The organism is Haloferula sp. A504 (assembly GCF_044385805.1).
GTDB lineage: Bacteria > Verrucomicrobiota > Verrucomicrobiia > Verrucomicrobiales > Akkermansiaceae > Haloferula.
Window position 1 is genome coordinate 98,720 of sequence record NZ_JBISBU010000005.1, and the last position, 18,188, is coordinate 116,907.

The following is an 18,188-nucleotide window of genomic DNA, read 5'->3' on the forward strand; positions in this document are numbered from 1 at the left end:
CTGGAATTGAGGTTATTCCTCTGGAAGTTTTCGCAAAGCCCCGGGAGTCCCCACCGTTATCCATTCATGCCAGACCCAACCAAACCGTCGGTCACCCTCCCGGAGTCGCTCCGCGACCAGCTCGCAGAGTTCCGGCGGCGCCTGTGGCGTACCAAGATTGCGGAGGCCGTGCTGGCCGGGATCTTCGGTCTGATCTTTTCCTACCTGATCGTCTTCGGTCTCGACCGCATCTGGCAGACGCCCGGGCTGGTCCGGCTCGCCATTCTGCTGAGCGGCACCTCGCTGGCGGTGGTGTTCGCGCCGATGCTCCTGCATCGCTGGGTCTGGAAGCACCGCCGTGAGAACCAGCTCGCCCGCCTGATCGCCCGCAGGCATCCCGGCCTTGGCGACCGCCTGCTGGGCGTCATCGAACTGCGCGACCAGACGGAGAATGCCGACAGCCTCTCACCCCGGCTCCGGGCCGCCGCGATCGAGACGGTGGCCGCGGAGACCGCCCGGCGGAAACTGGACGACTCGCTGCCGGTTTCCCGGCACCGGCGCTGGTCGCTCGCGGTCGTCGCCCTCTTCCTGGTTGCCGGCACGGCGCTCACGCTGGTGCCCCAGGCCGGGATGAATTCACTCAAGCGCTGGCTTTTCCCCCTGTCCTCCACCCCGCGCTACACCTTCACCCTGCTGGAAACCCTGCCGGGAGAACTCCCGGTCGCCCAGGGAGAGGCCTTCACGCTCGAGGTCCGGCTGGACGACGCCAGCGAGTGGACGCCCGGCTCCGGGCTGGCCCGCATCGAGCGTCAGGACCCCGTCACCGCCGGCCTGGACGGACGGGTCTATAGTTTCGATTTCCCCGGGCAGCAGGAGCCCGGAAACGTGCGCTTCGAGATCGGGGATGCCCGCCACTCGATTCGCGTCGTTCCCGCCCTCCGGCCCGTGGTCGACCGCAGCATCGCCGAGGTCGACTATCCCGACTACCTCCAACTCGAGGACGAGTCCCTCGACCTGCCGACCGGCACCCTCACCGCCGTGCGCGGATCGGAGGTCCGCCTTGGCATCGAGGTCAGCCGGGCGCTCAAGGAGGCGCGTTTCGGACCCGTGGCGGCGATGGACCGGGATGAAGCCTCCGACTCGGCTCCGGAGTCCGAGTCCGATCCGCAGCCGATGAACCTGCGCGGACCGATGGCAACCACGGACTTGATCGAAATCGCCGAGACTTCTCTGGAGGTTCCGATGATGTGGACGGATTCCCTCGGGCTCGAGGGAAGTCAGGGCTTCAAGCTGCGGATCCAGGCGGTGCCGGACGAGGCCCCTTCCTGCTACATGGAGGGGGTTCCCAGCCAGCGGGCCCTGCTGCCGAGCCAGACCGTGGACTTCGATGTCGTGGCCAGCGACGACTTCGGGATCCGCGGATACGGCCTGGAGTGGGTCGGAGAACCGACGCGCCCCGGTTCCAACGACTCCGCCAAGGGAGAGTTGGTCCTCGAGAAGGGCCACCCGCGGTTGAAGAGTGCCTCGATACCCGCCGCCTTCTCTCCGGAGACCCACGGGATCGGTCCGCAGAAGCTCACCCTGCGCGCCTACGTCGAGGACTACATGCCGGACCGCGGCCGCATCTACTCGCAGCCGGTGATCCTCTACATCCTGAGCGAGGAAGAGCATGCCCAGATGCTGAAGAACCAGTTCGACCGCGCGATCGGTGAACTGGAGGACCTGACCCGCCGCGAGCGGAGTCTTTTCGAGGAGAACCAGCGCCTTGAAAGGCTCGATGGCGAGGAACTGCGCCAAGGTGAGCCCGCCGAGCGGCTTGAGCAGCAGGAGGAGTCGGAGCGCCAGCAATCCGAGAAGATGCAGGAACTGACCCGGAAGATGGAGGAGCTGCTCAAGGAGAGCGCGCGAAACGAGACCATCGACAAGGAGACGCTGCAGAAGATGGCCGAGGCGATGAAGTCGATGCAGGAGCTCGGCGAGCAGGACATGCCCGAGGTGCAGGAAAACCTCGGCGAGGCCGGCGACCCGAAAAACACCGGCGAGAAGTCCGAGCAGGAAATGAAGGAAGCCGTCGAGAAGCAGCGTGAGCTTCTCGAGAAGATGCAGGAAACCATCGAGAAGGCCAACGACGCCAACGAGCGCTTCGAGGCGAGCACCTTTGTGGCACGCCTCAAGAAGGCGGCCTCCGACGAGGAAGGCGTGGCGAAGGCCTCCCTCGCCCAATCCGAGCACTTCGGACTGCGCCGCGAGCAGATGGATCCGGCGGATCTGACGAAACTTGACGAGACCATCCGCCAGCAGTCGGAGACCGCATCCGAAGTCCGGTGGATCGAGGAGGATCTCGGGCATTTCTTCACGCGCACCGCGAAGGAGGCCTACGGCGAGATCCTCCAGGAGATGGTCGAGTCGGAGATCGATCTCGGTCTGGAGGACGTCCGCTCGCGCCTCAGCCGCAACCACGGCTTCATCGCCGCCAAGTCCGCCACCGAGTGGGCGGCCCTGCTCAAGGAATGGGCCGACAAGCTCGAGGGCGCCGTGAAGGAAGACGGCGGTGGTGGCGGCGGCGGAGGTGGTGGCGGCGGCGAAGACGAGGACTTCGAATTCATGCTGCGCGTGATGCGGATGGTCCAGCAGGAGCAGGACCTCCGGGCCCGCACCCGTGCGCTCGAAACCCTGAGGCGATCCTACGAACTCGAGAAGACTCCATGAAGAAGATCATTGCCATCCTGCTCGCCCCGCTCCTCGCGTGGTCGGCCGACGATCCCGAACTGGCGGAGAAAATCAGCCGGCACCAGACCGGATCCCGCAACCTGTCCGACCGTCAGGACGAGCTCGCCGCGGACGTGCAGCAACTGACGATCGAGCAGACCCACCCCAAGGTCATCGAACTCTTCCGCGAGGTCGAGGATGCCATGGACGAGGCGAGCGAGCGGCTCTATGAGCACGAAACGGACGGGGTGACGATCGCCGCCCAGACCGAGGTCATCGAGAAAATCTACGAAGCCGCCAAGGAACGCCAGAAGCAGTCGGGCGGCAGCCCCTCGGAGGGCGCCGGTGGCGCGATGATGGACATGCTCGAGCGGATGATGGGCAAGGAACCCGGCAGCAAGCCCGGGGAAGGCGAGAAGCCCGGTGACCAGGGCGGCGAGGGCATGACCGGCGAGTCCGACACCGGCAATTCGGATGTTGGCGGAGCCAACGAAGGCCGCGTCGTCGAGCGACGGGTGCCCAAGGGTGCCGGGCAGGCCGGGAAGGGTTTGCCGGCCGAGTTTGGAGACGCCCTGAAGGCCTACAACCGCGGCGCCGAGCGCCTGATCGAGAAATGACCCGCGTTTTCCTCCACGGCCTGATCGCCATCGGCTTCCTGATCCCGGCGCTGGGACAGGATCTGCGACGACGTCCGGACGATCCGATTCCGGCCCAACTTGAGACGGTTTACGAACGCGGCTTGGCTTATCTGGCGAAAAGTCAGAACGCCGATGGTGCCTGGAACGACCGGATGGGGAGCGAACCCGGCGTGGTGGGTCTGGCGGTCATCGCCTTCCTGGCCCACGGCGAGGATCCGAATCACGGCACCTACCGCGAGGTAATCCGCAAGGGCATCTCCTACATCCTGTCCCGGCAGCGCGAAAGCAACGGCTACATCGGCACCTCGATGTACAACCATGGATTCGCCACGCTCGCTCTCGCCGAAGCCTACGGGATCGTGGACGACCCCAAGATCGCCCCCGCCCTGCAGATCGCCGTCGAGCTGATCCTCAATGCCCAGGAGCGGAATCCATCCGGAGCGTGGCGCTACACGCCCGATGCCCGCGATGCGGACACCACCGTTTCGGGATGCCAACTGGTCGCCCTGCTCGGGGCCCGGAACGCCGGAATCCCCGTGCCCGACGAGGCCATCAAGAAGGGCCTCGCCTACATGTCGCGCTGCCGCGGCGGCGACGGCGGCTACGGCTACACCTCCGCCGGCGGCAGCAAGCCGACCCTCACCGCCATCGGCGTGACCTGCCTCGCCCTAGCCAAGGAAAAGGACGGGAAAGGATTCGCCGAAAGCGTGGGCTACCTGCAGAAGAACCTCAACTACCGGGACCGCAACTATCCCTACTACTTCGAATACTACATGTCGCAGGCCCTGTTCCACGCCGATGAGAACCTGTGGAACGAATGGAACCAGAAGAACCTGCGCTACCTTTCGACCATTCAGCGCCCGGACGGGTCGTGGCCCGGCAACAAGGGAGAATCCTTCAACACCGCCAGCGCCCTGCTGTCGCTTGCCCTGAACTACCGTTTCCTCCCGATCTACGAAAAATGAACCGACTCATCCCCACCCCAGCCATCCTCCTCGCCGGGCTCATTGCGGCCACCGCGGGCACCGCGGGTGCCGAGGAAACCAGCCCGGATCTCCTGCGCCTGACCAACGGGGAGCTCGAGGGACGCTTCGGCGGAATCGATCGCGACGGCGTGCTGCGGTGGGAGCGCGACGACGGCGTCGCTCCCATGGAGTTCCGCACCGACAAGGTCCGGCAGATCATCCTGCGCGGGGCGGCGAGCCTGAGAACCGACAACTCGACCTCCCACATCGAGTTGATGAACGGCGATCGCATTCCCGGTGCCATCACCGGCCTCGATGCCGAGAACCTCACGGTCGACAGTCCGGCGGCCGGGCTGTTGGTGATTCCGCGTGACGTGGTCAAGCGGATCGCCCCCAATCCCTTCGGAGGCCGACTCATCTACGCCGGCCCCTTCGATCCGGATGAGTGGAAGATCGATGACGGCTCCGAGCCCAAGGCCGCGGCCGATCCGGAGGAAAACGAGGAGGCCGACGAGCAGGAACCACCCGCCCCGGAAGAATCGCAGGAACCGGCGGAGGAAGAAAAGGAGGAGGAGGCGACGTGGCGGCACCTCGGCTCCCGTTGGTACCATGTCGCCGGAGGGGACGCGCTGACACTGGATGCCGACATGCCCCGGCGTTCCGTCTTCCGTTTCCATCTCGACTGGCGGGGACGCTCGCCGGTGGCGGTCGCCTTCCATGCGGATTTCGCTCCGAAGCCGCCGGTGGAGAAGGATGACGAAGAGGGCGGAGCCAACAATGCGAGGCGCGTCGTCTCGAGCATGAGTGAACTCACCAGCTACTTCGGCCGCGCCCTGGTCATGACCTTGCGTGGCAACTACGTGACGCTCTACAAGAGCGGCTACGGCAAGGACGGCACACCTTACATCAACACGATTCGAGCCGCGAAACGGAGCCTGCAGATCGACGATTCCGGCTCGGCGGATTTCGAACTGCGCACGGATCTCGACGAGGGATTCATCTCGCTCTTCGTCAATGGCGAGTTTGCCATGCAGTGGCTCATCGAACCGGTTGAGGGCGATGAGGACGACTCGTGGACCCCCGGCGGCGGAATCGGCTTCCGTGTCGATGGATCGGAGAATCCCCTGCGGCTTTCCGACATCATCCTCGCCGAGTGGAATGGCATGCCGGATGCCGCCCGCAGTCTCGAGAGCGAGGAATGGGATGTGGTTCTCCTGACCAACGGAACCGACCGGGTGTCCGGCCGGGTTGAAACCATCCACAACGGGCAGCTCACCCTCGAAGGCCGCTACGCTCCATTGGTGATCCCGACCGAGGAGATCGCCGACATCCGCTTCGCGGCCCGGGGCCTGCGCGAGATCGATCCCATCTCCGACGACCGGATCCGCATCCATTTCCAGCCCATCGGAATCATCAGCGGCGTGCCCGGGGTGACCGACTCGGACAAGATGGCTCTCAAATCCAAACTCATGGGTGATCTGACGCTTGATCTGGAAAGCGCGGTCATCCTCGAATTCCGCGAAGGCGGCAACTTTCTCGACGCATGGGGCGACGACTATTGATCATCGCCACCCTCGGGGTGGCAGCCGGCATCGGACACGGCGACGAACTGAAGCTCACCGATGGCGGACGCCTGACCGGAACCGTGGTCTCGATGAAGGCCGACGGTTCGCTGACCATCGAGGCCGATGTCGCGCTCGATGCCATCGAGGTCAGGCCCGGGCGCATCCGGCGGGTGGACTTCTCCAACGAGGCTCCCGCGCCACTCGATCATGATGCCCGGGTGCAGCTCATCAACGGAGACATGGTCCCCTGTGACCTGCTTTCGATCGGTGACAAGGAGATTGCCGTGCGGACCGCTTTCGCCGGGGATCTGTCGATCGCCCGCGATGTCATCGACCGGATGCAACTCGGGATCCGTCCCCACCGGGTGATTCTCTCCGGGTTGGGCGACGAGGCCGGCTGGCTCACGCCTTCCGACCAATGGTCGATCCAAGACGACCAACTCGTTTCCTCCGGTACCGGCTTCGTCGGCCGGGCCTTCGACGAACTCCCGCCCGCGTTCTCGCTTTCCTTCGACCTGAAATGGGAGCAGCGCCCCGCCTTCAAGGTCTTCTTCTGCTCGGATCCCGGCAAGGGCTCGGGCGGCGAACTCGACCGCTACTACCTCCAGTTCAACACCGCCGGGTTCGAACTCAAGCGACAGAGCACCGGCAAGACGTCCTATCATCCGCTGGGTGTCGTGAACCGCGGCCCCGAGGACTTCAGGGAGCGCGAGGTCAGCATCGAACTGCGGGTCGATCGTCCGGCCAGGATGCTCTACCTCTATCTCGACGGCGAACTCGAGGGTCGTTTTCCGGATCAACTCGACGAGATGCCCGAAGCCAGCGGCATTGTCTTCGAGAGCGGGACCAAGGGAGAGCGCGCGCACGTCGTCTCCAATCTGGAACTGCGCCAGTGGAACGCCTCGGGCGACCGGCACAAGGGGGAAGACCGCGGCGACGAGAAGGCGGACGCGGTGATCGACCACGACGGCCAGCGCTTCGGAGGCAAGCTGCTCGAAACCGCGGTTCGCGATGGCCGGCCCGTGGTCCTGTTCCAGAGCCCCCACCTGGCGAATGCCCTGGAGATCCCGGTGAACCGCATCTCCACGATCTTCCTCGCCGGAAACAAGGCCGAGTCGAAAGGCTCGCCGCTGTTCTTCGGGCTCGCCGCCGGGGGGCGCCTGAGCGCCGCCAGCGGGCGCTTTGATGATCGGACCCTCTTCCTCGAGCATGAACTTCTTGGCCCGCTCGAGATCCAGCGCCCGGCCGTGACCTCCCTTGACCGCAGGGAGTTGGCAGAGGAACCGTCGACCGATTCTCCGGACGAACCATGAACCTTCCCGTTTCAGCGCTCCTCGCCGCACTCATCCTCGTCGCCCCGGCGCGCGGGAAGGATGGGGACATGACCCTGCTGTTCACCAACGGAGACCTCGTCCGCGGCGATCTCGCCGCCTTCGATGAGTCCGGGCTTGTTTGGGAGTCCGACGCATTCACGGCCCCCCAGCGTTTCCGGGTCGACCCGGTGAGCCGCATCGAAGTCCCGCCATCTCCCGGTTTCAATCTTCCCGAGGGCAACCACATTGCCGAAGTCACCTTGACCAACGGGGACAAGCTGCGCGGGTGCCTCACCGAGGTCACCGACGACAAGATCGGCCTGCAGACCAGCTACGCCGGAGAGCTGATTCTGCGCCGCGACATGGTCGACGCCCTGAAGATCGAAAGCCGTCCGGAAGTGATCTACCTCGGACCGTCCGAACTCGGGACATGGACGCAATCGATCAAAGATGGCTGGTCGCTCGAGGACAATGCCCTGGTGTGCAAGCGCGGTTCGAGCATCGGTCGCGAGATCGGTCGTCACGACCGCATCCGCTTTGCTTTCGATGTCTCGTGGCAGGAGAACGCGCGGTTCCGGCTGTTCCTCCACGCCGACAGTGAGAACCCGGACGACATGAAGAATGGCTACGAGCTGGTGTGCCAGAGCCAGTACGCCTACCTTCGCAAGAAGACCGCGAACGACTCGTCGACCATCGGAAGCTCGGGAGGCATCCGCGAGTTCACGGAACGGGACAAGATCCGTTTCGAGATCCTCCAAGACCTGACCACCGGGCGATTCCGGCTGATGATCGACGGCCGGATCATCGACGACTGGCAGGAAGCGGCACCGGACCCGGCAAAGATGGGATCCTTCATTCATTTCTTGGCCGACCATTCGAACGGCACACGCATTTCTCGGATTGCGATCACCAGCTGGGACGGCGTGGTGGATGGCGAGTGGGGACAGGACCGACGAAATTTCGGCGGACGGATGTTTCAGTTCCAAAACATGGATGAACCCGAGCCGGACGAATCCGAAGCCTCCGGGCCGGACGAATCCCAGGGCATCAAGCTGCGGAATGGCGACCTCGTCGATGGCGAGATCGTCGAGATCGCCGACGGAATGGTGCGACTGAAGACGAGCTTCAATGAGTTCGAGCTTCCGGTGTCGAGGCTCCGGAGCTTTGCCCTGCGAACCGCCGAGGAGGCCGCCAATCCGGAACTCCGGTGGGAGCCGATCCGCCGCAAAGGCGACATCCGGGCTTCCTTCACCGACGGCGGCCGCCTGACCTTCCAGTTGGTCGGCTTCGAGGACGGGCATCTGATCGGCCGTTCACAGACCTTCGGTGAGGCAAGGTTCGACCTCGGCGTGTTCTCCAGCCTCGAGTTCAACATCTACCCGCGCGGGCTCCCGGAGGGTTGAATCGGTTTGCCATCGGTAGCTCCCTGCCGGAGCCTCTGGGCATGGCCGACATCAAGATCACCATCCATACCGACAAGGGCGACATTGACGCGACCCTCTTCGCCGACAAGGCACCGCTGACCTGCGCGAACTTCATCAACCTCGCCCAGCGCGGATACTACGACGGCATCGCCTTTCACCGCGTCGTCGATGGCTTCATGATCCAGGGTGGCGATCCGACCGGAACCGGACGTGGTGGCCCGGGCTACAAGTTTGCCGATGAGTTTCATCCCGAGCTGCGCCACGCGAAACCCGGAATCTTCTCGATGGCCAATGCCGGTCCGGGAACCAATGGCTCCCAGTTCTTCGTCACCATGGTGCCCACTCCATTCCTGGACAACCGTCACTCCGTCTTCGGCGAAGTGACCTCGGGTCAGGACGTGGTAAATAGCATCGTCGGCAAGGTCGATACCGGCGAGCAGGGCTGCAAGGCGGATGGCAAGGGCGATGCGATCACCCGCATCACCATTCACGATGACGCCAGTGCGCTCCTCGAGTCGCGAAAGGACGACGTCGAACACTGGAACTCGATTCTCGACCGCTGAGTCTTTTGATGGTTGCTTAAGAGACTTGAAGCATCTCAGGCCCTCTCGTGCTGCGGCGCGTAAGGGCTTTTTTGTGCATGTTTTGCATCAATAGGTGACAAAGTTGACCGGATTCCCTCCCCTTCATCCCTCCGTGATCGCGTGGGAACCGTCAAGACGGGTTGATTTTCCACGCCATCAGGATTTCAATCCCTCCCGTCGGCCGCACCCACGGACGACAATCACCCCATCCCCCTACAAGATGAAACTCCCCCGCTCCCCCCGCGGTGGTGCCTTGATGGCCGCCACCCTTTTTGCCCTCGTGGCACCCTTCTCCGCCTCGGCTTCCGAGCACGCATCGGTCTCGACCGGAATCCGCACGTCCTCGACGGACATCTCCACCTACGCCCAGATCCTCCACGACGGGACCAACTGGACGATGATCCCCCGCGGCGCGGTCCTCCACCTTTCCGACAAGCACCGCGACAAGCTCGGCGAGCGCCCGGTCGGCAATCTGGTGTCCTGGCCGGAGTTCCTGTCGATCAATCGCTCGTGGCTCGCCACCGAGGAGGTCACCCTGCGACAGGCGGAAGGCACCCGCGCGATCGACCCGCGGCGCCTGAGTTACTTTTCCAAGCAGAAGCGCATGGTGGTCGCGGTCTATCAGGAATCGCCGATCGCCGTCGTGTTCATTCGCTGATTGCTTTCCCCGGGCCCGTCCCGGAGAGGATTTGGTGAAGCGTCGGCCGGACGGTGGCGGGCAATCGTATGCACAGCCCCCCGCCCGTTACCGAAAGGCCGGCCTTCACCTCTTCCCTCGCCACGCCGGCAGCGTGTCGTCCAGAATGGACACGATCTTGCGTCGCTCGGACGCCGGCAGGTGGTCGGCGGGGCCTTCGCCCGTCTCGAGCGAATCCCTCAGGAGTTGCAACGTCGCCTCCTTGACCCGCGGCGGCAGACTGTCGAACGCCTTGGAATAGACCATGCACGAACAGCGGTGCTTGAAAATCCGCTCGTACAGCCTGAAGTCCGCGAGCGAGCGCCCGGACGACGACTTGGGAAATCGTGCCGCGTAGTCGCGCTGATAGTCCCGGGAACCCTCGATTCCCTCACCGAGATCCGCTTCGCCCCGGAAAAGCAGCGCCGCGACGATCTTCCCGGCCATCGCATCGGCAATCCTGCCGGCCTGACCGGTGCCGGGATCCGCGTGCGGATCAATCACCTTCGCCAGCCATTCCGCCCGGTTGTAGCGAATCGAGGCGGCGTTGAGGAGATTGTGAACGAGGCACTGGTGCTCGAGAACCATCAAGGCCACCACATCGCTGGTCCCACGCGGATAGCGGGAAACATCGATCCGGTCCGGTTCGAGTTTGCGGAAGGATTCATCCTCTTCGAACACCCGGTTTCCGTGGTGCCCGATCGCGCTGTTGCCGGTGACGTAGTAGCCGCCCCAGCGGTCACCGATCGGGGTGGTGTGATCGACCGTCACCGAGCCGAGCGAAAGCAACGGCCGCCCATCGCCATCCGGGAACACCGACCGGACCAGCATGCCCGGCACATTTTCGGTTCGCGTGGTGCCGTGGCACGAGAAGCACTCGCTGACGTCCCGGTCGATCCGCATTCCAGCCGGACCACCCGCCTCGATCAGGTAAAACACCGGCCCGAGCACCGGATCCTGGGAGATCACCTCGATCGCCCCTCCCGGAACGTAGCCGACGTAGTGGTTCTCGGAAAAATAGATCGCCCGCGGCGAATCCGGGGTGATCCGGCGGATCTGCTTGCTGGTTTTGGAAAACACCAGGATCTGCGAGCTCTCCGGAACTTCGAGCCAATCGAGAACGAAACTCAAGCGCTCCAGGTCATCCGTTCCGGTCGCCAGCGAGGGGTCCGCCTCCAGGCGCTCCATCAGTTCGGCGATCCGCCCGGTCGCTGGTGTTTCCGCGTAGCGCAGGGGCGGCAGGTCCCAGACGTCGGTCTGCTGTCCGCCGGCCAATCCGGCGGCTCCAAGCATCATGACGAGTCCCCAGCGCATGCCCCATGCAACGTTGCCACGCCGCAAAATCCTACGCAAAACCTGCCGAACCACCCTCGCCCCCCCGCCGGATCATTGGTGCGTTGGCGCCCTCCTTGCGCTGGGACCGACGTCCATCTTTTCGGTGACCGGGACCGAGTCCACGGTGGAAATGCCGCGCCCGGCAAGACGGGAGCCTTGAAGGATCCCCGCCTGTCGGGAACTTTCTGTTTTCCAAGAGCGATCGATGGGGGAAGCTGGGCCCGTGAGCGCCACTGCCCCAATCAAGCCGATCGCGGCCGAAGCCGCCTGCTACTCGACCGCCGCCGCGATCCTCTCCTGGGACCAGGAGACCCGGATGCCGCCGGAGGCCGCCCGCTGGCGGGCAAATCAGCTCGCGACCCTTTCCGGGAAAGCCCATGAACTGCAGACGTCGGCCGACTGGCGGGATGCCATTGAGTCGGCGCTGGCCTCGGCTTCGTCACCCCGGGAACAGGCCAATGCCCGCGAGATGAAACGGCGCTTCGAGCGTGCCTCGAAGATCCCCACCGAACTCGTCAAGCGCGAAGCCGCGCTGACCTCCAGAGCCAAGGGAGTCTGGGCGGCGGCCCGGGAGGCCAGTGATTTCCCCCGCTTCGCACCCGTGCTTGAGGAGTTGATCGGCCTGGCCCGGGAAAAGGCGGAGTGCTGGGGGTATCCGGACGAGCCCTACGACGCGCTTCTGGAAACCTACGAGCGTGGGGCCACGACCGCCTTGATCGGCGGGTTGTTCGATCAGGTCCGTCCTCAATTGCGGGAGATCGCCACCGCAGCGACCCGCCGGTCAGCGGAGCAGCAGCCCACAATTCCCGAAGGCCCCTACCCTGTGGCCGCCCAGCAAGCCTTCAACCGGGAGGTGGCCGAGGCTCTCGGCTTCCGCTTTTCCGCCGGTCGCATCGACTCGAGTGCCCATCCATTCTGCACCACCCTCGGGCCGTCCGACATCCGTCTCACCACGCGCTACGATGAAGCCGACTTCACCTCGTCCCTTTTCGGAGTGATGCATGAGGTCGGCCACGGCCTCTACGAGCAGGGGCTTGCCGACGATGATTTCGGCACGCCCGCCGGCGAGTCGGTGTCCCTGGGCATCCACGAGTCCCAGTCGCGGCTGTGGGAGAACCACATCGGCCGGTCGCGAGCCTTCTGGGAGAAGTGGTATCCCCGCGCACAGGCGCATTTCCCCTGCCTCGCTTCACTCCCGCTCGACGCCTTCATGCGCCACGTGCTGCGCTCCGAATTCTCGTTCATCCGGGTCGAGGCCGACGAGGCCACCTACGATCTCCACATCCTGCTGCGATTCGATCTCGAGCGCCAGTTGGTGAACGGAAGCCTCGCGGTCGCCGACTTACCCGACGCCTGGAACGAGGCATTCGGCGCGCTCTCCGGCCTGTGCCCTCCCGACGATCGAAGGGGCTGCCTCCAGGACATCCACTGGTCGATGGGAGGACTCGGTTACTTTCCGACCTACACCCTGGGGAATCTGCATGCCGCCCAGCTGTTCGCCGCCTCACAAGCGGTGCCGGAGATCGCCGATTCCGTGAAGAGCGCCGACTACGCGCCGCTGCTCGACTGGCTGCAGAAGCACGTCCACTGCCACGGTGCCACGATCGAACCCGCGGAGATCATCCGCCTCGCCACCGGCCGGGAGCCGTCGGCCGAGGCCCACCTGCAGCACCTCAGGGACCGCTACCTCACTTGATTTCCATGCCACTCTTCGGCCAGATCCAGCGGACGATCTTTCCACCATCGATCAGCGCCTGGGCCTGGATGGTCTTCACGCCGAAAATCGTCTCCGCCTTGTAGGCGACGAGCCCGGTCTGATAGGTCACGCCGTCCCGTTCCTCATCCTCCCCGGCCTTCCAGCCGAGGACCTGGTCGAAGGTGAACTCGCTGACGCTGCCGGCCTTGATGCTGTCCTGCATGAGCTTGACGATCTCCTCGGCATCCAGACTCGCCGCCGGTTCCGGAGCCGGTTCTTCCGCCGGCTCTTCCATCGGTTCGCCACCGGCGACCGGAGGCTCGACGGGATCCGGAGCGGGAGGTTCGGGCGCTGGCGGTTCGACCGCCGGCGGCTGATTGCCGAGAAGGGCCACGAGATCGGTCTCCATCACCGGCACCCGGCCTTCTATGGGACCACCCGGCACAAGGGTGACGACGAGGTCGTTGCCTTCGATTCGGACCGGGGTCGCCTGGGTCCCGGCCTCCATCACCAGCGCTTGCGCCGCGCCCGGGGCGGAGAACTCGACGCTGCGCTTGAGCGTCACCTTGCCGGGAAACTGGTCCGGCTTGAGGGCCGCCACCCAGGCAGGCGGAGCGGCTGAGGGCGGCTCGACCGGTGGTTGGGGTGCGGGCGGAGGCGGTTCGGCCGCCGGTTCAGGATCCTCCGACCGGGGTTCCTCCGGAGCGGCCGGTTGCTGGACTGAAATCAGGGACGGGCGAACCGATGGCTCCAACAGATAGCCCGCCACTCCCGCCACTGCGATACCGATGAGTCCGACAACTGGTTTCATGCTGGGATTACGTTACGAAAACCCCGCTTCTTTGCCAGAGTTTTGACCGCCTGCTTCTTCACTGGACGCCCGACCCACCCTCCGCACAGGCTCAGGCATGCCCCGGCTCTACCTCCTCGACGGAATGGCGCTCGTCTATCGCGCCCACTTTGCGCTGATCCGGAACCCCATCCGGAACTCGAAGGGCATCAACACCTCGGCCCTCTACGGCTTCACCAACACCCTCCTCACGATTCTCGAGAACGAAAAGCCGACCCATATCGGCGTGGCCTTCGACACCTCGGCCCCCACGCCCCGCCACGAGAAGTTTCCGGCCTACAAGGCCCAGCGGGAGGAAATGCCGGAAGAACTCGCGGCGGCGATCCCGAACGTCAAGCGCCTGTGCCGGGCCTTCCACATCCCGGTGCTGGAGATCGACGGCTACGAGGCCGACGACATCATCGGCACCATTGCCCGCCGCGCGGAGCAGGAGGAGGGCTACGAAACCTACATGGTGACGCCCGACAAGGACTTCGCCCAACTGGTTTCCCCGACCACCTTCATGTGGCGTCCGGGAAAGCAGGGCGCCGAGCACGAGGTGATCGGCCCCGGTCGGCTTCATGAGATCTGGGGGGTCGACCAGCCGGAAAAGATCATCGACCTGCTCGGCCTGATGGGCGATTCGGTCGACAACATCCCCGGGATCCCCGGGATCGGACCGAAGACCGCCCAGAAGCTCATCGTGCAGTTCGGGTCGCTCGAGGGCGTGCTCGAGAACTCGGACCAACTGAAGGGCAAGCAGAAGGAGAAGGTCGAGGCCAACGCCGAGATGGCGAGGCTGTCGAAGGATCTCGCGACCATCATCACCGATGTCCCGCTGGAGTCCGCTTGGGAGGATCTGGAATTGAACGAACCCGACGCCGATGCGGTCCGCGAGTTGTTCAATGAATTCGAGTTCCGGACGCTGGCGAAGCGGGTGTTCGGCAAGGACGAGGAACTCTCGAAGACCGGGTCGGACGCCGCCGGCGACGAGGGAGAGGGTGCGGAGTTGATCCGGTCCCTGGCGGACGTGAAACCCACCTATACGCTCGCCGACACTCCTGAGAAACAGCAGCGCCTGCTCGGCGAGTTGAAGTCGCTCAAGCGGTTCTGCTTCGACATCGAAACGACTTCCCTCGACCGCTTCGAGGCGCGCCTCCTCGGCATCGCCTTTTCGTGGAAGGCGCACGAGGGCTGGTATCTGCCCTACGATGAGTCCCTGCGGCCCGCACTGTTGGAGGTCTTTTCCGGACGGGCCCACAAGATCGGCCACAATCTGAAATACGACCTCTGTGTCCTCCTGCGTCACGATTTTCCGGTCGAGGGTCCGTTCTTCGACACGATGCTGGCGCACGCCGTGATGCACCCCGGCATGAAGCACGGCATGGATCACCTGAGCGAGACGCTCCTCGGATACCGACCCATCAAGTTGGCGGACCTGGTTCCCGAGGAGGTCGAGGAGGACCTGTTCAGCCAGGCGGCGAAGAAGAAGGACGGCAAACATCTCGACGTTTCCAGCATTCCGCTCGAGGCACTCGCCGAATACGCGGCAGAGGATGCCGACGTGACCTGGCAGCTCTACGAGCGCTTTGTCCGCGACCTCGATGCCGCCGACCAGACCGGTGTCTTCGAGTCGATCGAAGCCCCTCTGATGCCGGTCCTCGTCCGCATGGAAATGGAGGGGATCCGCATGGATACCGGCGCGCTCGCCGCCATCGGCGGAAAGCTCCAGCAGCGCATCGAGGAACTTGCGAGTGGCATCGCCACCCATGCCGGGCGCCCCTTCAACCTGAATTCCCCCAAGCAACTCGGCGAGATCCTCTTCGACGAACTCAAGCTCACCGAGAAGCCGAAGAAGACCCGCACCGGACAGTACAAGACCGATGAACAGACGCTGGTTTCCCTAAGCGGCCTTCATCCCATCATCGATGAGATCCTCGAATACCGCGAGGCCACCAAGCTCAAGTCGACCTATGTCGACGCCCTCCCCAACCACCTCCAGCCATCGACGAAGCGGGTCCACACCCACTTCCACCAGTTGGTGGCGGCCACCGGTCGTCTGGCATCCACGGATCCCAATCTCCAGAACATCCCGGTGCGCTCCGCCAGCGGACGCGAAATCCGCCGGGCCTTCGTCCCCAGGGAAGGCTGCGTCCTGCTGAGCTGCGACTACTCGCAGATCGAGTTGCGGGTGATGGCCGCCCTGGCTCGTGACGAGTCGATGATCGAGGCCTTTCGCAAGCAGAAGGACATTCACACGGCGACGGCCGCCCGGGTCTGGGGCGTTGCCGAGTCCGGGGTCAGTGCCGACCAGCGCCGGGGCGCCAAGATGGTGAACTTCGGGATCATCTACGGAATCTCGGCGTTCGGCCTCGCCCAACGACTCGGGATCCCGCGCGGGGAAGCCGCAGAGATCATCGAGAACTATTTCAAGCAGTACCCGGCCATCCGCGAGTTCATGGACCGCACCATCGAGGAAGCCCGGGACAAGGGCTACGTCTCGACCCTCGCGGGCCGCCGCCGCGAGTTTCCCGACCTGAAGTCGAGCAATCAGACCATTCGCGGAAACGCCGAGCGGGCGGCGATCAACACCCCCATCCAGGGCACGGCGGCAGACATGATCAAGCTGGCCATGATCCGGATCGACGATCTGATCCGGACGAAGAAGTACCGCAGCCGGATGCTTCTCCAGGTGCACGATGAGTTGATCTTCGACCTCGCTCCCGATGAGGAAGCGACGCTGCTCCCTGAGATCACGGGACTCATGGAGACCGCCATGCCGCTGCCCGGCGGCGTGCCGCTTCTGGTCGAACACGGCACCGGCCCCGACTGGCTCGCGGCGCACTGAAGGACACCCACCTCCCTACGGAGCCACGGCCAGCCGTTCGGGCTCGCTCTCGGCGTCGATGAGGAAGCCGTTCTCCTTGTAGGTCTTCAGTCGGAAGTGGGTCGCGGTCGAGAGTACGCCATCCATCGTACTGAGTTTCTCCGAAACGAAGCGGGCGACCTCCCTCAGGTCCGAGCCTTCCACCACCACCATCAGGTCGTAGCCTCCGCTCGCGAGGTAGCAGCTGGTCACCGGTTCGAAGCGGGCGATCCGCAGGGCCAGCCGGTCGAACCCGCCACCCCGCTCCGGAGTCAGCTTCACCTCGATGAAGGCGGAGACGTCATCGTCCCCGGCACGTTCGGGATCGATGACCGCCTGGTAACCGACGATCGTTCCATCCTCCTCCCACGCAGCCAGCTTCGCACGGACCTCGTCCTCGCTGAGCGACAGCAGCTCCGCCAGTTCGGCATGGGAGTGACGCGCCTTGCGGCGCAGGAGTTGAAGCAAGGGATCGATCGACATGAGGAAGCGACGCTAGCGGAATCGATGGCGGCGCTCAAGACCGGCGTCCGGCTCAGTCGCCCAGGCAAATCCCGATCGAGCGGGCCACCTGGACCATCTCACCAGCCGGATCGACGGTCCTGAGTTGATGGACGGCCTCCTCGATCGGCACGGAATCGACGTGGTAGGACTGGTAGCTGACCATTCGCCCAAAGCCGCCTTCCTCGGCGAGCTTCACCGCCTTGACCCCGAAGCGAACCCCGAGGATCCGGTCGAGCGCCGTCGGGGCCCCGCCCCGCTGGAGGTGCCCGAGCGTGCACGCCCGCGTTTCCTTTCCGGTCAGGGCCTGGAGCCGGTTGGCCACCACGTCCCCCACCCCTCCAAAGCGGACCCGGTCGCCCGTTTTTTCATCAATGGTGACCATGTCATCGTCGGGCAAGCGGACCCCCTCCGCCACCACAACCAGCGTGCTGTGAAGTCCGGACGCATCGCGCTGACGGATGAAATCCGCCACCTTCCCGAGGTCGAAGGGGATCTCGGGCAGGAGGATCACCTTGGCACCTCCGGCAATGCCGCCCCACAGCGCGATCCAGCCGGCCTGGCGGCCCATGACTTCGAGGACGAGGATGCGCTTGTGACTCTCGGCGGTGGTGTGCAGGCGGTCGAGACCGTCGACGACCGTGCTCACCGCGCTGTCGAAGCCGAAGGTCATGGCGGTGGCCTGGAGATCGTTGTCGATGGTCTTGGGCACCCCGATGACCGGCCAGCCCTGGCGGTAAAGTTGGAGCGCCGTCTTCAGCGAACCATCGCCGCCGACCACGATGAGGGCGCCGATGCCCAGATCATCAAGGGTCTGTTTTCCCTTCCTGATGACCTCGGTCGGCGTGTCCGAGACCCCGCTTGCCCCGATCCTGCTCGCGAAGTGGCCCTTGTTGGTGGTTCCAAGGATCGTCCCCCCCAGCTTGAGGATCCCGATCGTGTCCTGGGGCCGGAGAACCAGGGAGTCCCCGGGCGAAAGCAGCCCCTCGAAGCCATCCCTGAAGCCGAAGACTTCCCATCCCAACTCGGTGGCCGCGCCGACGACCCCGTGGATCACGGCATTGAGACCCGGGCAGTCGCCACCGCTGTTGAGAATTCCGATCCGCAT

Annotated in this window: 14 protein-coding genes; 10 read left to right on the forward strand and 4 right to left on the reverse strand. The window is 64.6% G+C overall.

Annotation, left to right across the window (positions count from 1 at the left end; genetic code table 11):
- The first annotated feature begins 66 nt into the window (after positions 1 to 66).
- From ACG2LG_RS04160 to ACG2LG_RS04195, 8 genes are all read left to right on the forward strand, one after another.
- Positions 67 to 2,688 (forward strand): hypothetical protein, encoded by a 2,622-nt coding sequence (locus ACG2LG_RS04160; protein WP_396256584.1) that lies wholly within the window; start codon positions 67 to 69, stop codon positions 2,686 to 2,688.
- On the forward strand, positions 2,685 to 3,305 hold the full coding sequence (locus ACG2LG_RS04165) for a hypothetical protein (protein WP_396256586.1): 621 nt from the start codon (positions 2,685 to 2,687) through the stop codon (positions 3,303 to 3,305). Before ACG2LG_RS04160 ends, ACG2LG_RS04165 begins: the two co-directional genes overlap by 4 nt.
- Complete coding sequence (locus tag ACG2LG_RS04170; protein WP_396256588.1) at positions 3,302 to 4,291, forward strand: prenyltransferase/squalene oxidase repeat-containing protein; 990 nt, start codon at positions 3,302 to 3,304, stop codon at positions 4,289 to 4,291. The genes ACG2LG_RS04165 and ACG2LG_RS04170 overlap by 4 nt, the downstream gene beginning before the upstream one ends.
- Positions 4,288 to 5,853 (forward strand): hypothetical protein, encoded by a 1,566-nt coding sequence (locus ACG2LG_RS04175; RefSeq protein ID WP_396256590.1) that lies wholly within the window; start codon positions 4,288 to 4,290, stop codon positions 5,851 to 5,853. The genes ACG2LG_RS04170 and ACG2LG_RS04175 overlap by 4 nt, the downstream gene beginning before the upstream one ends.
- Complete coding sequence (locus ACG2LG_RS04180) at positions 5,835 to 7,169, forward strand: hypothetical protein (RefSeq protein ID WP_396256592.1); 1,335 nt, start codon at positions 5,835 to 5,837, stop codon at positions 7,167 to 7,169. Before ACG2LG_RS04175 ends, ACG2LG_RS04180 begins: the two co-directional genes overlap by 19 nt.
- Entirely contained in the window at positions 7,166 to 8,572 is a 1,407-nt protein-coding gene (locus ACG2LG_RS04185) for a hypothetical protein (protein ID WP_396256594.1), read from the forward strand. The genes ACG2LG_RS04180 and ACG2LG_RS04185 overlap by 4 nt, the downstream gene beginning before the upstream one ends.
- A 41-nt stretch (positions 8,573 to 8,613) precedes the next feature.
- On the forward strand, positions 8,614 to 9,156 hold the full coding sequence (locus ACG2LG_RS04190) for a peptidylprolyl isomerase (protein WP_396256596.1): 543 nt from the start codon (positions 8,614 to 8,616) through the stop codon (positions 9,154 to 9,156).
- A gap of 241 nt (positions 9,157 to 9,397) precedes the next feature.
- Complete coding sequence (locus ACG2LG_RS04195; RefSeq protein WP_396256598.1) at positions 9,398 to 9,835, forward strand: hypothetical protein; 438 nt, start codon at positions 9,398 to 9,400, stop codon at positions 9,833 to 9,835.
- A 105-nt stretch (positions 9,836 to 9,940) separates the two neighbouring features.
- On the opposite strand, the gene ACG2LG_RS04200 is transcribed toward ACG2LG_RS04195, so the two are convergent.
- Positions 9,941 to 11,167, reverse strand: a complete 1,227-nt coding sequence (locus tag ACG2LG_RS04200) for a hypothetical protein (protein WP_396256599.1) — start codon at positions 11,165 to 11,167, stop codon at positions 9,941 to 9,943.
- Between the two features lie 244 nt (positions 11,168 to 11,411).
- Between ACG2LG_RS04200 and ACG2LG_RS04205 the strand changes: the two genes are divergently transcribed.
- Positions 11,412 to 12,884 (forward strand): carboxypeptidase M32, encoded by a 1,473-nt coding sequence (locus ACG2LG_RS04205; RefSeq protein ID WP_396256601.1) that lies wholly within the window; start codon positions 11,412 to 11,414, stop codon positions 12,882 to 12,884.
- Here ACG2LG_RS04205 and ACG2LG_RS04210 read toward each other — a convergent pair.
- Positions 12,877 to 13,695: a hypothetical protein gene (locus ACG2LG_RS04210; protein ID WP_396256603.1), complete on the reverse strand. Its 819-nt coding sequence runs from the start codon at positions 13,693 to 13,695 to the stop codon at positions 12,877 to 12,879. The genes ACG2LG_RS04205 and ACG2LG_RS04210 overlap by 8 nt on opposite strands.
- 97 nt (positions 13,696 to 13,792) lie before the next feature.
- On the opposite strand from ACG2LG_RS04210, the gene polA reads away from it, so the two are divergent.
- The gene (gene polA, locus ACG2LG_RS04215) at positions 13,793 to 16,561 is read left to right on the forward strand and encodes a DNA polymerase I (protein WP_396256604.1); all 2,769 of its coding nucleotides are present in this window, start codon (positions 13,793 to 13,795) and stop codon (positions 16,559 to 16,561) included.
- 15 nt (positions 16,562 to 16,576) lie between these two features.
- Here polA and ACG2LG_RS04220 read toward each other — a convergent pair whose 3' ends face one another.
- The gene (locus tag ACG2LG_RS04220) at positions 16,577 to 17,062 is read right to left on the reverse strand and encodes an Lrp/AsnC family transcriptional regulator (protein ID WP_396256606.1); all 486 of its coding nucleotides are present in this window, start codon (positions 17,060 to 17,062) and stop codon (positions 16,577 to 16,579) included.
- Between the two features lie 52 nt (positions 17,063 to 17,114).
- A complete protein-coding gene (locus ACG2LG_RS04225) occupies positions 17,115 to 18,188 on the reverse strand; it encodes a 6-phosphofructokinase (RefSeq protein WP_396256608.1) in 1,074 nt (357 codons plus the stop codon).